Annotated in this window: 12 protein-coding genes and 3 pseudogenes; 6 read left to right on the top strand and 9 right to left on the bottom strand. The window is 60.4% G+C overall.

Annotation, left to right across the window (positions count from 1 at the left end):
* Positions 1 to 195 precede the first annotated feature (195 nt).
* From FJV43_RS19230 to groES, 3 genes are all read right to left on the bottom strand, one after another.
* Positions 196 to 528: a hypothetical protein gene (locus tag FJV43_RS19230; RefSeq protein ID WP_239619956.1), complete on the bottom strand. Its 333-nt coding sequence runs from the start codon at positions 526 to 528 to the stop codon at positions 196 to 198.
* Between the two features lie 189 nt (positions 529 to 717).
* Complete coding sequence (groL, locus tag FJV43_RS19225; protein WP_239619955.1) at positions 718 to 2340, bottom strand: chaperonin GroEL; 1623 nt, start codon at positions 2338 to 2340, stop codon at positions 718 to 720.
* A gap of 54 nt (positions 2341 to 2394) precedes the next feature.
* Positions 2395 to 2709, bottom strand: coding sequence for a co-chaperone GroES (gene groES / locus FJV43_RS19220; RefSeq protein ID WP_239619953.1), 315 nt, complete (start codon positions 2707 to 2709; stop codon positions 2395 to 2397).
* A 278-nt stretch (positions 2710 to 2987) separates the two neighbouring features.
* Between groES and FJV43_RS19215 the strand changes: the two genes are divergently transcribed.
* Positions 2988 to 3218 carry a hypothetical protein gene (locus tag FJV43_RS19215; RefSeq protein WP_239619952.1) on the top strand — a complete coding sequence of 77 codons (231 nt, stop codon included), beginning with the start codon at positions 2988 to 2990 and terminating at the stop codon, positions 3216 to 3218.
* Positions 3219 to 3257: 39 nt separating this feature from the next.
* Here FJV43_RS19215 and rpoH read toward each other — a convergent pair whose 3' ends face one another.
* Positions 3258 to 4151, bottom strand: a complete 894-nt coding sequence (gene rpoH, locus FJV43_RS19210) for an RNA polymerase sigma factor RpoH (protein ID WP_239619950.1) — start codon at positions 4149 to 4151, stop codon at positions 3258 to 3260.
* Between the two features lie 269 nt (positions 4152 to 4420).
* Positions 4421 to 4711, bottom strand: a pseudogene (locus FJV43_RS19205) (hypothetical protein); the annotation flags it as partial.
* Between the two features lie 178 nt (positions 4712 to 4889).
* Between FJV43_RS19205 and FJV43_RS19200 the strand changes: the two are divergent.
* A complete protein-coding gene (locus tag FJV43_RS19200; RefSeq protein ID WP_239619948.1) occupies positions 4890 to 5342 on the top strand; it encodes an Hsp20 family protein in 453 nt (150 codons plus the stop codon).
* A gap of 140 nt (positions 5343 to 5482) precedes the next feature.
* A complete protein-coding gene (locus FJV43_RS19195) occupies positions 5483 to 5854 on the top strand; it encodes a hypothetical protein (protein ID WP_239619947.1) in 372 nt (123 codons plus the stop codon).
* 956 nt (positions 5855 to 6810) lie between these two features.
* Here the strand turns inward: FJV43_RS19195 and FJV43_RS19190 are convergent.
* Positions 6811 to 7011, bottom strand: a complete 201-nt coding sequence (locus FJV43_RS19190) for a glutaredoxin domain-containing protein (RefSeq protein WP_239629500.1) — start codon at positions 7009 to 7011, stop codon at positions 6811 to 6813.
* A 103-nt stretch (positions 7012 to 7114) separates the two neighbouring features.
* Entirely contained in the window at positions 7115 to 7495 is a 381-nt protein-coding gene (locus FJV43_RS19185; RefSeq protein WP_239619945.1) for a redoxin domain-containing protein, read from the bottom strand.
* Between the two features lie 530 nt (positions 7496 to 8025).
* On the opposite strand from FJV43_RS19185, the gene trxA reads away from it, so the two are divergent.
* The 3 genes and pseudogenes from trxA to FJV43_RS19170 all read left to right on the top strand — a co-directional run.
* Positions 8026 to 8457 carry a thioredoxin gene (gene trxA / locus FJV43_RS19180; RefSeq protein WP_239619943.1) on the top strand — a complete coding sequence of 144 codons (432 nt, stop codon included), beginning with the start codon at positions 8026 to 8028 and terminating at the stop codon, positions 8455 to 8457.
* A gap of 102 nt (positions 8458 to 8559) precedes the next feature.
* Positions 8560 to 9498, top strand: coding sequence for an IS630 family transposase (locus FJV43_RS19175; RefSeq protein ID WP_239619941.1), 939 nt, complete (start codon positions 8560 to 8562; stop codon positions 9496 to 9498).
* A gap of 149 nt (positions 9499 to 9647) precedes the next feature.
* Positions 9648 to 10191 (top strand): annotated as a pseudogene (locus FJV43_RS19170) (DUF308 domain-containing protein); the annotation flags it as partial.
* A gap of 119 nt (positions 10192 to 10310) precedes the next feature.
* Here FJV43_RS19170 and FJV43_RS19165 read toward each other — a convergent pair.
* Complete coding sequence (locus FJV43_RS19165; protein ID WP_239619940.1) at positions 10311 to 11063, bottom strand: NADH dehydrogenase ubiquinone Fe-S protein 4; 753 nt, start codon at positions 11061 to 11063, stop codon at positions 10311 to 10313.
* Between the two features lie 438 nt (positions 11064 to 11501).
* Positions 11502 to 13169: pseudogene (ftsH, locus tag FJV43_RS37165) on the bottom strand (ATP-dependent zinc metalloprotease FtsH); the annotation flags it as partial.
* Between the last annotated feature and the right edge of the window lie 29 nt (positions 13170 to 13198).

The following is a 13198-nucleotide window of genomic DNA, read 5'->3' as shown; positions in this document are numbered from 1 at the left end:
GGCGCTCGTAGTGACCGATCACCTTCTGGCTACCCCGGATGAGAAAGTCGCGGACGTCAGGCCCGAGTGTTGCGCGTGATGCCCGGTCGGTGCTCCCGCGTACGGAATGCCTCGCCGAATTCGGTCCGGACATGATCGTCGCTCGCTCTTGACGCACTGAAACCGGAGCGGCCTGGCGGGCCGCTCCCGTGAGGTTCAGCTTGTTGCAGCCGGCCCGTTAGGACCGGGCATCTGCTGCGGAAAGATGCTGGTCGGCGCAGAGCTCGGCGGCAGCAAAATGTCGATCTTCATCCTTGCTGGCTCCGGCTGCCATTTCATCCACGGCATTGTATCAAGATAAGGGATCGGCGGCAGTGGCAGGCCTGTGAAAGCACTACGCGTCGTCTCGGCTCCGCGCGGGCTGTCCATGCCGTAAGCACCAAAGGCAGTCATAGAAATTGCGCCGCCAATCGCGAGCGCCAGCAGGTGTCGCCGCAGGTTGTGTTTGGTCTCCGTTCGGGCGGAGAACGTACGATGATGACTCCGCATCTATACTCCTCCAATCGTTCGACAACAGGTCCAGGCGATGGTGAGAAAGCTCAGTGAGAACATGAACCCGTGGATCGCGTCCTGTTTCATCCTGAGCCGACGACGATCAGACCTTTCATGCGAGACTTCGTCTTTGATTTCTCTCCTCTCATCGGCGGAGCCCGGCCGTCCTCGGCCGGGCTCTATTGTTCAGAAGTCCATGGCGGGAGCTGCCGGAGCTGGTTCTGCCTTCTTCGGCTTCTCGGCCACGAGCGCCTCGGTCGTGATCAGCAGCGACGCCACCGACGCGGCGTCCTGCAAGGCGGTGCGGACGACCTTGGCGGGATCGATCACACCGGCTTTCACCAAATCCTCGTACTCGCCAGTCGCCGCGTTGAAGCCCCAATTGTAGCTCTGGTGCTCCAGAAGCTTGCCGACAATCAGCGACCCATCCTCGCCGGCGTTCTCCACGATCTGGCGAGCCGGCATCTGAATGGCTCGGCGAACAATGTCGATGCCGGCCTTTTGGTCGGCGTTCGCCGTCTTGGCGCCCTCCAGCGCCTTAAGGGCACGCAGGAGGGCCACCCCGCCGCCCGGGAGAATGCCCTCTTCGACCGCCGCGCGAGTTGCGTGCATCGCATCATCGACGCGATCCTTGCGTTCCTTGACTTCGACCTCCGTCGCGCCGCCCACCCGGATCACCGCAACGCCTCCGGCAAGCTTCGCCAGCCGCTCCTGCAGTTTTTCGCGATCATAGTCGGAGGTGGTTTCCTCGATCTGCAGTCTGATTTGCTGGGCGCGCGCCTCGATATCCTTCTTGGCGCCCGCGCCGCCGACAATGGTAGTGTTGTCCTTGTCTATGACCACCTTCTTGGCGCGGCCAAGCATCTTCACTGTGACCTTTTCCAGCTTGATGCCGAGGTCCTCGCTGATGACATTGCCGCCGGTCAGGATCGCGATGTCCTCCAGCATGGCCTTGCGGCGGTCGCCAAAACCGGGCGCCTTCACCGCCGCGACCTTCAGACCACCGCGCAGTCTGTTGACGACCAAGGTCGCAAGCGCTTCGCCTTCAATGTCTTCCGCGATGATCAGGAGCGGCTTACCTGATTGAACCACCTGCTCCAACAGCGGCAGCATGGTCTGCAAGCCGGACAGTTTCTTCTCGTGGATCAGAACGTAGGGATCCTCGAGTTCGACGCGCATCTTCTCGGTATTGGTGACGAAGTAGGGCGAGATGTAGCCGCGGTCGAACTGCATACCCTCGACCACTTCGAGCTCCGTATGCAGGCTCTTGGCCTCCTCGACAGTAATCACGCCCTCATTGCCGACCTTGTTCATTGCGTCGGCGAGAAAGCGGCCGATCTCGGTGTCGCCATTGGCCGAGATTGTACCGACCTGGGCAATCTCGTCATTGGAGGTGATTTTCTTGGCGTGTGATTTCAGATCGGACACGATAGCGTCGACAGCCAGGTCAATGCCGCGCTTCAGGTCCATCGGATTCATGCCGGCGGCGACGGATTTGGTGCCTTCCTTGAAGATGGCCTGCGCGAGCACGGTCGCTGTCGTGGTGCCGTCGCCCGCAAGATCATTCGTCTTTGAGGCGACCTCGCGTACCATTTGCGCGCCCATGTTCTCGAACTTGTCCTCCAGTTCGATTTCCTTGGCGACGGTGACGCCATCCTTGGTGATGCGCGGTGCACCGAACGATTTTTCGATCACGACGTTACGCCCTTTCGGACCGAGCGTGACCTTCACCGCGTTAGCCAGTGTATCGACCCCCCGCAGCATGCGCTCGCGGGCCTCGGTTGCGAACTTGACGTCCTTGGCAGCCATTTTGAACTCTCCTTTCCTTTATGACTGTCAATGTCCTCTATGACTGTCCGTGCGCTACGCTGCCTTCTTGACGGTGCCTGTCTTGTCGATGACACCCAGAAGGTCGCTTTCCTTCATGATGAGGAAGTCCTCGCCGTCGATCTTGACCTCGGTGCCAGACCACTTTCCGAACAGGACAAGATCGCCTGGCTTGACGTCGAGTTGAACGAGTTGGCCCTGTTCGTTGCGTGCGCCGGGCCCAGTGGCGATTATCTCGCCCTGCTGTGGCTTCTCCTTTGCGGTGTCCGGAATGATGATGCCGCCGGCGGTCTTCTCTTCGGCGTCCAGACGTCGCACGAGCACGCGATCGTGCAAGGGACGGAAATGCATGCACATCCTCCTTGGGCAGGTTCAGCGATGTCCAAAAACCGGGTCCATAGCGGCCCCCGGGCAAAAATCCACTTAGGCGCGGAGGTTCTACTTTCAAGAGGAAGTGAGCAAATTTTTCTGCCCCAAATCTGCTCATCGATAGCACTCGCGCTCGAGGCTTCGCCAGCGTCGGAATCGCTCGCCGCTCAGTTGAAAACTTAGATCATAAAACCGAGATGTTGCTCGGCCGCGGAGCAACGCAGCAGTTTGGAGCATCGTCGAAAGGAGGTTGATCAGAGATGCGGACCTTGATGGTATTCGCTGCTTTACTCGGCATGATGGTTTCGCTGCACGCCAAAGAAGTGGGATCGCTGCGAGCGTTGCGAGGCTCGGACGCCGCCGTTAAGCAGATCGTGAGCAATCAAAGCTCACAGCCGCGGGGCAAGCTTGCAAGAACAAGGTCCGATGCCCGCAAGGACCGTGAATTCTCAGCGGAAGCCATTGTGCCCGATATCTGCACTGGCTGCTGATCCATTGATCAGCAGCCAGTCTGTGGTTGTGGGATCCTCCTAGTATGCCTCTGCTGATGCAGTCTGAAGATCGGGGAGGCGAGCGCAGATCATCGCCTTGATACGCTTCAAGGCACGCTGCTCGATCTGGCGAACTCGCTCGCGAGAGATTCCGAACTTGGTAGCAAGATCGTCCAGCGTTCTTTGCTCTTCTGCCATGTAACGCGCTTCGACGATGGTGCGTTCTCGCGGCGAAAGCGCGCTCAAGGCTTCCGAGAGTGCGGCCTTCCGCCGTTCACGGTCTCCGGTCTCCACGAGCAGGGTTTCAGGATCAGGAGACGAATCGGCGAGCCTGTCCTGCCATTGTTCGCCTTCTTCGTCGCTGAGCTGAATGTTCAGCGTCATGTCGCCACGGATCCGCCCGTTCATCTCGACGACATCGGCTTCCTTGACCTGAAGGTGCTCAGAGATCTGTTTTACCTGTTCTGGCGAAAGCTCGCCGTCCTCCGGCGCACCCAAGCGCGCCTTCAACTTTCGAAGGTTGAAGAACAGCTTTTTTTGTGCGGCCGTCGTGCCGAGCTTCACCAGTGACCATGACCGCAGGACGAATTCCTGCACGGACGCCTTGATCCACCAAGTGGCATAGGTGGCAAGGCGAAATCCTTTTTCAGGGTCGAACCGCTTGACCGCCAGCATCAATCCGACATTGGCTTCTGAGATGAGATCGGCAACCGGTAAACCGTAGCGCCGATATTTCAGGGCGATTTTGGCAGCGAGCCGTAAATGGCTCGTCACCAAACGGTAGGCAGCTTCGCGATCGCCAAAATCCCGAAGACGCCTCGCATACATCACTTCTTCCGACGCATCGAGCAGCGGAAAGCTGCGGATCTGTTGCAGATACCGGGACAACCCGGCTTCCGAATGGATAGCAGGGAGGGCTGAGGCAATTGACATGACTTGCCCTCCTTCAGAAGCCAGAGCCGTTCTTGAGTTCGAACGGGCTGCCAAAGGGAAGATGCAGCCGCGCGAGCCCACCGTGGTGAGTGAGACCGATGGACGGCAAAGCGAAAAGACAGGTGGCTTTCATATCCAAATCCTCCATGGAGCAAAATGGTACGAGCCGCCGCGTTGCCCGGCTTAACTGGGCCCAGAAGGCGCCCAGCGACACTCAGGCCGGCGACGCCGAAAGAACCGCGAAGACAATGGGTTGTTCCACGTTTTGACTAACCCATTGGTCGGAAGATCTCCGTCAATTCGGACGACCGGTCGAACCGCCGCCATCCCCCCGGACGGATGGACGGTCCCAAAACGATGGGCTTGCATCGTGCCCCGCGGTCACCTGCTCGATTGAGGTGGAGCGCGAATCCGCTTGTCCCAGGCCTCTCGAGCCCGGCGCGAAGCTGCATACTTAGGATCAGGTCATCGCCGCCATTTTATCGCCGATACGGCATGGGCGGCGTGGTGGCAAGCGACCGCATGCGCTTCCGCAGACCGTTGGCAACGCCTTCGAAGCCTCTTATCGAGGGGGGCTCGCGATGCAGAGGGCTTGAAACCGGCCGAGCCCGTTCTAATTCCAGTAGTGCAGCGCGCGGCGATGCGCTGCTCCGGGTGCCTTCTGAGGACCCGGTGATCGGGCGCCGGCTACGGTGTCCGTGCGCTCGTAACCATGTTGCTCGAAAGGAGGATGTGGCTATGACCACCTTTGACTTCAGCCCGCTGTGGCGATCGACCGTCGGTTTCGACCGCGTGTTCGATCTACTCGAAGATTCCGCCCAATGGACGGGCGACAACTACCCGCCCTACAACATTGAGCGGAGCGATGAGGACCACTATCAGATCTCGCTTGCTCTGGCCGGTTTCTCGCCTGATGAGGTGACCATCACGGCTGAGCAGAACGTACTGACGATCGAAGGCCGTAAGGCGGACAAGGGTACCCATCAGTTTCTGTACCAGGGTATCTCGTCTCGCCCGTTCCGTCGGCAGTTCAACCTGGCCGAATATGTGCAGGTGAAGGGCGCTTCCTTCGTGGACGGCATGCTCAAGATCGAGCTGGTGCGCGAGGTTCCCGAAGCGATGAAGCCGCGCCAGATTCCTCTCCAGGCCGGCAACGACAATCAGAAGCTCGAGCACAAGCAGACGGCTTAAGTCTTGGCCGAATCGCTCCCGTCGCGCGGCCTGCGCCGCGCACGGGAAGCATTGTCCGCATTTCAGCCGATAGTCGCTTCGTCTCTCCGCCAGGGAGGGAGTCCGGCTGGCCCGGATCGAGACTTGAGCAGAGAGCCACTGTGAAGGCCATGGAAAGAGCAGTTCCTATCGATCTTGAGCAGATTAAACGCAAACTGCTTGCTGCGTTCGAGCGCCACGGCAGCGATGGCAGGGCTATCACATTGCAGAGCCTGGCAGCCAGCATCGGTACGCACGCAACCGCGAAAGAGTTCAGGCTCGCGCTGAAGGATCTCATCGACCGTGGACTAGTGAGGCGCGCGGGCGAAGACCCCATTCCCGGCTCTGCGATAGCCTTTCGGCTTGTCGCGCCGGTGATGCGGGAACGCGAGGGTAAGACCGAGGACCAATCCGTATTTAACGCGACACCTTCGGGTTCTGCGGAGCAGACCCAACCACGGCGACGACACCGAGCCAGCATGCCGGCCTGCTAGGCGAGGTTTGCTGTGGCGAAACTTTGATCACAGATGGCAGACGTGCTCTCTCGCTTAAGGGATATGACAGAAATGGACGACTATAGCGACATTGTAACAGCAAGCCTTACGCTCCTATCCGCCGGAATCATGCTGGTTGCAGGCCAGATCTACCTCGAAAACTACCCCACACATCCGACCCAGCCATCGCGGCAGGACGGGCAGCCGGCCCTCATCTCTCGCGCGCCGTCATCTACCGGCTGGCCGATCGAGCCGCCCCGAGCTCAAAATCGGAGCGCGAGCTGAGTGCGCGAGCGGCGCAACATTGCTGCTCAGCGACCGCAGACTCTCCTTCGGCATCTTCGCCCGCCAACAGCACACACTCGTCACCTCGCCAAACCCAACCTTTTCAAGCCATCGAGTTTCATTGCCGGAAGCGCCGTATGGCGGACTAAGAAGGCCCGGCGGGAGCCGGGCCTTCTTCTCGTCACCAGGCGTACCAGTAGGGATCAACCGGCGGATAGTCAGCGGACTACCCGATATGGGCGGCCGTAGTAGTAGGGCGGACCATAGACGGTCCATAATAGATCGGAGGCGCGGCAGCGGCCGCCAATGTTCCCGCGAACAATCCGAGAGCAAGCCCAGGAACGATACCCGGGCCGCCCCAACCATGGTGACGCCAATGGGCCGAAGCCGGCGCCATCGATCCGATGAGGAGCGTTGCCGCCGCGACGATTGTAAGGGCAAGCTTTCTCATGTCGTTTCCCTCAACTTTCTACGCGCTCTGCGCACTTAAGTCCTTACCAAGCTCAACATAGCCGAACCTCGGTTCGGCTATGAGTTGAATTAGAATTGTCGGAGGCGAGTTCAAGTAACCGGCGCCTATTGCCATGCTGCTGCCCGTACGATCATCAGCGCAACGCGCGCCGCGGATGGTGCGGATCGCCGACGAGTGGGTCAGCTCCTATCGACGGCGGTCAGCGATAACCTGCCCGGCTCAAAGCCGAGTCGAGTTCGCGTAGCGATGGCTGGACCAGCACTTGTCCGCCGATAGTGACGGCTGGACTTGCAATCCGTCCGCCGGCCAACCATTCGAGCTGACTTCGCGCCTCCGGATATGCCTCCCAATCCACGAAATGGTAGGGCACACCAGCCCGATCGAGATGGCGACGCACCATCATCGTGATTCCACACCAGCGGCTGCCATAGACAACGACGCCGCCGGCATGCGGCTTTGCTCGAAACATAGAGGAAGTAGACGCATACATCGGGAATGCTCCATCAAGCGGCCTTGCGAGTCACAAGTCCGTCCAGGACTTCGAACAGCTCGTAGATGTCCGGGACATGCTGAAGTTTGGGCGATACGTGTGCGTAGCGAATGATGCCGTCAGCATCGACGACATACAACGCGCGCTCGGAAAATCCCTCGGCTTCGCGCCAGACCCGATAGCTCCGGGCGACTTCGCCCTTTGGATTGAAGTCCGACAGAAGCGGGAAGCTCAGCCCCCGAACAGCGGACCAGGCTCCATGGCTGTAAAGGCTATCCACCGAAATGCCAACGAGTTCGACACCTCGGCGCTGAAACTCCTCGAGCTCGTGCTGGTAGACATCCAGTTGCCGGCTGCAGCCTGGGCTCCAATCGAGCGGGTAGAACGCCAGCACAACTGGTCGGCCGCGGAAATCGGACAGGCGAATGGTGCCCCGTTGGCGTCAGGAAGAGCGAATTCTGGCGCGGGCTGTCCCACAGGCAGCGGTGTGCTAACCGCCTCCCCCTCCATTGCCGGCGCGTGCTGATGGAGTTCAACGATGTCTTCGATTGTGGCGCCGGGCCGGGTTTGTGCCGGGCTGGAAGAACCCACCGCGCGCCACAGCTCCTGGACCATCCCATGCAGCAGCGAGATCGCCTGCCTTTCAGCGCCCCCGAGAGCTGAGGCGCGAGAGCGGCAAAATCAGACTCAAGTTGTTCGATACGGCTCGGGCGAACGTCGAGCGGACCTGCATGGGTACTCATAACCGTGCTCCCTATCTCCAATTGATCCTTTCCTGTTGGGGGCTAAACGGCGCGAGCCGCGCCGTTTGATGATGATCTAGGAGCCTGCGTGCGGAGCACAAGCGCCGCAGGCAGACCACTGGCGATCGCTCGGACTCATGCCCAGATTCACGGCGGCACCGGCTGAACGTGAGGACGTCCTATGGCCGAGAAGCGTCGAGTAGTCTGCCCGAGTTGTGATAGCATCAATGCCGTTCCGGCGGATCGACCAGCTGAAGCCGGAAGGTGTGGCCGCTGTCACGCGCCGCTTTTTCAGCGTCGCCCGATCGACGTCAACGCCAGCCAGCTGCAGAAACACATCGCAGAGTCTCCGGTGATCGTCGATTTTTGGGCGCCGTGGTACGGGCCGTGCCGCGCGATGGCTCCGATATTTGCTCAAGCCGCCCAAACCCTGGAGCCCAGAGCGCGCTTCGTCAAAGTGAACGTCGAAGAAAATCTACAAGCTGCCAGCCAATACGGTGTTCAAGGTATCCCGGCTCTCTTCGCGTTTCGTGGAGGCAAGGTAGCAGCGAGCCACGTAGGCGTGACCGATAGCGTCGCTCTGCGCAATTGGGTGCATCAACTCAAGGCCTGACTAGAGCGGTTTTCGGTTGATGTGAATCGGAACAAAAAGGGGGTTCCCAGAGGGGAGAAAATCAGATTCGTGTTGCTTTGACAGCAACGACGAGGTTGCGCGATGGCGAAGGGATACTCGAAGGACCTGAGGGCGCGGGCAGTCGCGCTTGTCGAAGATGGCGAGAGCAGACGGGAAGCGGCGCGGGTGCTTGGTCTCGGCGCCTCGACCGCCATCCGCTGGATTGAGCGGTGGGCGACGACGGGCAGTGTCGCGGCATTGCCCGGCACGGGCCACAGTCGCTCGCCACTTGAAGCGCATCGCCAATGGCTGTTTGATCTGGTCGCCGCGGAGCCGGACTTGACGCTCGAAGAGATTCGCGCGCGACTCAAGTCCGAGAAGCGGCTGAAAACCGGTACGACCTCGGTCTGGCGCTCTACGAACGCCACGACATCACGTTCAAAAAAAACTCTGCACGCCGCCGAACAGGATCGTCCTGCTGTCGCTGCAGCGCGTGCCGAGCTGAAGGCCGAGCAATCCAGGCTTGATGCGCCGCGCCTTGTGTTCATCGACGAGACGGCGGTTACGACCAAGATGGTCCGGCATCGCGGTCGCGCACCGCGCGGCGAGCGTCTCGTTGCGAGCGTGCCGCACGGCCACTGGAAGACGCTGACACTGGTTGCCGCGCTGCGCATCAATGGCCTGACGGCGCCCTATGTCTTTGACGGCGCGCTGGATGGGCCATCGTTCCTCGCCTATGTTGAGCAGATCCTCGCGCCGACGCTGCGCAAAGGCGATACCGTCTTCATGGACAACTTGCGCACCCACAAGATCGACGGCGTTCGCCAAGCGATCGAAGCGGTCGGCGCCAAGGTACGCTATTTGCCGGCCTACTCGCCCGACCTCAATCCGATCGAAATGGCATTCTCGAAGCTGGAGACGGCGCTGCGCAAGGGCGCCGCTCGCACCGTGACAACGCTGATGAAGCTGATTGGCAAGCTCATCAAGTCATTTGCACCCGCCCAGTGCACGAACTACTTTCGACATGCCGGATACACATAATGACCCACATCAAGTGGAAAGGGCTCTAATTGCTCGTCCAAGCTTCTCGCTGCAGTTGGGTGCGCGCGGGGCATATGGAACAAAGTTCGAACTGTACGTTTCATGCAGTAGGTCGCGCGCCTGACGAGCGGCGGACGGGAGAGATTGCAATGACTACACCAGAGTTCTTTGCCCGCTTACGATCGGCGGCGACGGGGGCGATGCGGGACGAAGGCGTTCTGCTCACCATCCTCGGCTTCGCGGCCATGATCGTGCCACCACTGGCCAGCATTGCCACAACCATCTGGCTCGGATGGATATTCTTGATCAGTGGTCTAGTCGGACTGGTCCTAACATTCTGGGCGAAAGGAGTGCCGGGCTTTTGGTAAGTCATTGCTGTCCGCTCTCGTCGCTATTGCCGCGGGTGTGGTCCTGCTGGTTGCGCCCATCCAGGGCACGTACGCGCTGACCATCGTCTTGGGAGCTTACTTCCTGGCCGAGGGCGTCGCTTCCATCCTGTACGCGTTCGAGCATCGGCGCGAATTGATTGGCTGATCTTGGATGCTGATTGCGGGTCTGATGGACCTGCTGATCGCGTCCATCATCATTATTGGCCTTCCCGGATCGGCGCTGTGGGCCGTTGGACTGCTTGTCGGGATCGACTTGGCTTTTGGCGGCGCAACGCTGATAGGGATGGCCCTGGCCGCGCACAGCGGAACGTCGGCTGAGCGAAGCATACAGCCGTCGGCCAGGAACGAAGACCCCGGGCTTGCCGGGGTCTTCGTTCCTCTCGAAAGCTGACCGGCTGCAGCCGCAGAATCGAGCAGATCCCCTCATGCTGCTAGTTCGGTCGTCGGCTCGCTCCCTTGGGCCGGCTCTCGGCGCTGGTTGGACTGAATGGTGGTCCGTTCGAGCTCGAGCAAGGCGAGCTCGACTTCACCCAGGCGCGATCGTCGCTGCTCGTCGGGTTTTGCGTCGGCGCTCGCTTGTTCGATCAGGTATTCGGTCCAAGCCCAGTTTATCAGGATCGAGCGTTTGGCCTCGATTGGGAAGGCCGCATCCTTTGCCACGGCCATAGGGGTGGCCCAGCCTTCATCCCCTCGAGGGTCATGCCGAGCTTCAGCGCCTGCAACGGCGTCCACATAGCTTTCTTGCAAGGCGCCAAGCCCAAGGCGTTCGAGGGTGGCATCGGAGAAGGCACGCGTCACCGGGGGCTGCGTTTCCGCTTGGTCCGCGCCTTCGTGGTGAGGCGTCTCAACAACGTATCGTAGGGCCTGCCGTTCAGCATACCGGATTGCGGACCTCAGGGTCGGAAACTTGAGCTCGACCTGGGCCAGCGGGTCATCATCGGAGGTCCATCCCATCAAAGGCTCCAGGTAAGGAGCGCTGCGCCGCTCGAACACGAGCCGCCAGCCGTCGCAATGGGCTCTTCCCGAACTCATCGGCGATGGCGCCGGCCTGAAGATGACGGCTGTGGCGCCTTTCGGGAACACGGACGGGGTGAAAAGATCTGCCGGCAGATTGTCATTGGCAATGACAGCCTCTGGTACGGGTTGTTCCAAAATTTTGGTGTTCACGACCTCCATTTGATCCCTCCCATGTCTGAGAACCGCACAGGGCTCGCTCAAGCCGCGCAGCGCGTCAGTCCTATGAAAGGATGACTGAACGACATGCCCTTGCGCCGCTTCTTTGCCAGCGTCGCGGCAATCAAGTTGGGTGTCTGCTCGCGAGCCTTCAAGAGCCCGCCGGAAACAAGCAATGCCAGGCGCGCCTACTGGCCCCCTGCTCAGCCTCTTGAAAGTAGGTCGGCCGATTTAGTTGGCCTGTCGTCAGCTGCTCTGACCTCCCCGCGCGATGAGCCTCCGGCTGGAGCCGTCAGGTGCGCCCTGCCGGAGGTTGAGCGACCGATGCGGAAACCAGAACCATGCGAGACGCAAGACTGAAGGGGCTCGCGATTGCGCGGTCAGGCGTCCTGCGTCGCACCTAGACAATAAGCCAGTGGCCTGGGCGATGTGGGAAGAGAATCACATCGCTCGGAGACCCTCCCTGGGCATTTCCCGTATCAACACATCAATGTCACTTTGCTCCAAAGTCTCTTTCTCGAGGAGCTTCTTTGCGGCACGGTCCAGGATCGGACGTCGTGTGTTCAATAGGCCCTGGGTGCGCTGGAAGACCTGATCTACAATCGCTTTCACCTCACGATCGACAGCAGCAGCAGTCTCCTCCGAATAATCTCGCTCGTGGACCGGATAAGGTTGGTCAGGCCCTGCGAGAAAACTACCGGGCTCGCGATCGTAGGCAACGCTGCCGAGTTCTCCGACATCCCGTAGCGGGTCACCATGCTTCGCGCGATGTCGGTTACCCGGCGCAGGTCGTCGGCGGCTCCGGTCGATAGATGACCAAACACAATTAGCTCAGCCGCACGGCCGCCGAGAAGTACGGCCATTTTGTTTTCTAACTCCTCCTTGGTCATCAGGAACCGGTCCTCGATGGGCCGCGGAATGGTGTAGCCCAGCGCGCCGACTCCGCGCGGGATGATCGAGACCTTGTGCACTGGGTCAACACCGGGCGGTGAGAGCGCGACGAGCGCGTGGCCCATCTCGTGGTAAGCGACGATCTCGCGCTCCTTGGAATTGAGCAGCCGGTTGCGCTTTTCCAAGCCGGCGACCATGCGTTCCCGCGTTATTGAAGTCGCTCATGCTTACCGCCTCGGCCCCCCGGCGCGTCGCCAGAAGCGCGGCCTCGTTAACGAGATTAGCAAGGTCGGCTCCGGTAAATCCGGGCGTTAGCGCTGCAACGGCCTCCGGCTGGACATCACCAGCGAGCCGCACCTTCTTCATGTGGACGTTGAGTATCTCGATACGGCCCTTCTTGTCGGGGCGGTCGACCAAGACCTGGCGATCGAAACGCCCAGCGCGCAACAGGGCAGGGTCGAGGATTTCCGGTCGGTTTGTAGCCGCGAGGATAACCAAGCCCGAGCGCGAGTCGAAGCCGTCGAGTTCCACGAGAAGCTGGTTTAGCGTTTGCTCCTTCTCATCGTTCCCTCCAGCAAACGGGCCGATGCCGCGGGCTCGGCCAAGCGCGTCGAGCTCGTCAATAAAGATGATCGCTGGCGCCTTTTCGTGAGCTTGCTGGAACAGGTCGCGCACCCGCGCAGCGCCGACGACCACGAACATCTCTACGAATTCAGAGCCCGAGGTCGAGAAGAAAGGCACCCGGGCTTCGCCTGCAACCGCCTTTGCCAGCAAGGTCTTGCCTGTCCCCGGCGGGCCAACCAGCAGCACGCCCTTGGGCATGCGGCCACCAAGACGGCTATAGTCGGTGGGATTCTTCAGAAAATCGACGACTTCGCGAAGCTCGTCCTTTGCTTCGTCGACCCCAGCCACGTCGGTGAAGGTCACGCCAGTGTTGGATTCGACATAGACTTTCGCCTTGCTCTTGCCGATCGCCATCAGTCCGCCGCCCAGGCCACCCGCTTCGGCCATGCGGCGGCCGATGTACCATCATATGCCGAAGAATATCAGGACGGGCATCGCCCAGGACAGGATGTCGCGCAGGAATGTGCTCTCGATCTGCCCGGTGAACCAGACGTTGTACTTCTCAAGCTCCTGCGCCACATCCTGGTCAACGCGCGTGGTCAAAAATCTCTTTTGACCACCAGGCAGCGGCTCCTTGAGAGTGCCCTGAAGCGTGCTAGGGCCACGTTAGATTCGATCAGGGC

The organism is Bradyrhizobium sp. I71, assembly GCF_022354745.1.
GTDB lineage: Bacteria > Pseudomonadota > Alphaproteobacteria > Rhizobiales > Xanthobacteraceae > Bradyrhizobium > Bradyrhizobium liaoningense.
Note: the sequence above shows the minus strand (reverse complement) of the source record. Positions and strands in the feature narration are given on the sequence as shown.

Excerpts from the sequence above, each read along its gene's own strand:
- FJV43_RS19230 (WP_239619956.1), bottom strand. The coding sequence starts at position 528 with ATGCGGAGTCATCATCGTACGTTCTCCGCCCGAACGGAGACCAAACAC.
- groL (WP_239619955.1), bottom strand. The coding sequence starts at position 2,340 with ATGGCTGCCAAGGACGTCAAGTTCGCAACCGAGGCCCGCGAGCGCATG.
- groES (WP_239619953.1), bottom strand. The coding sequence starts at position 2,709 with ATGCATTTCCGTCCCTTGCACGATCGCGTGCTCGTGCGACGTCTGGAC.
- FJV43_RS19215 (WP_239619952.1), top strand. The coding sequence starts at position 2,988 with ATGCGGACCTTGATGGTATTCGCTGCTTTACTCGGCATGATGGTTTCG.
- rpoH (WP_239619950.1), bottom strand. The coding sequence starts at position 4,151 with ATGTCAATTGCCTCAGCCCTCCCTGCTATCCATTCGGAAGCCGGGTTG.
- FJV43_RS19200 (WP_239619948.1), top strand. The coding sequence starts at position 4,890 with ATGACCACCTTTGACTTCAGCCCGCTGTGGCGATCGACCGTCGGTTTC.
- FJV43_RS19190 (WP_239629500.1), bottom strand. The coding sequence starts at position 7,011 with ATGGTGCGTCGCCATCTCGATCGGGCTGGTGTGCCCTACCATTTCGTG.
- trxA (WP_239619943.1), top strand. The coding sequence starts at position 8,026 with ATGGCCGAGAAGCGTCGAGTAGTCTGCCCGAGTTGTGATAGCATCAAT.
- FJV43_RS19175 (WP_239619941.1), top strand. The coding sequence starts at position 8,560 with ATGGCGAAGGGATACTCGAAGGACCTGAGGGCGCGGGCAGTCGCGCTT.
- FJV43_RS19165 (WP_239619940.1), bottom strand. The coding sequence starts at position 11,063 with ATGGAGGTCGTGAACACCAAAATTTTGGAACAACCCGTACCAGAGGCT.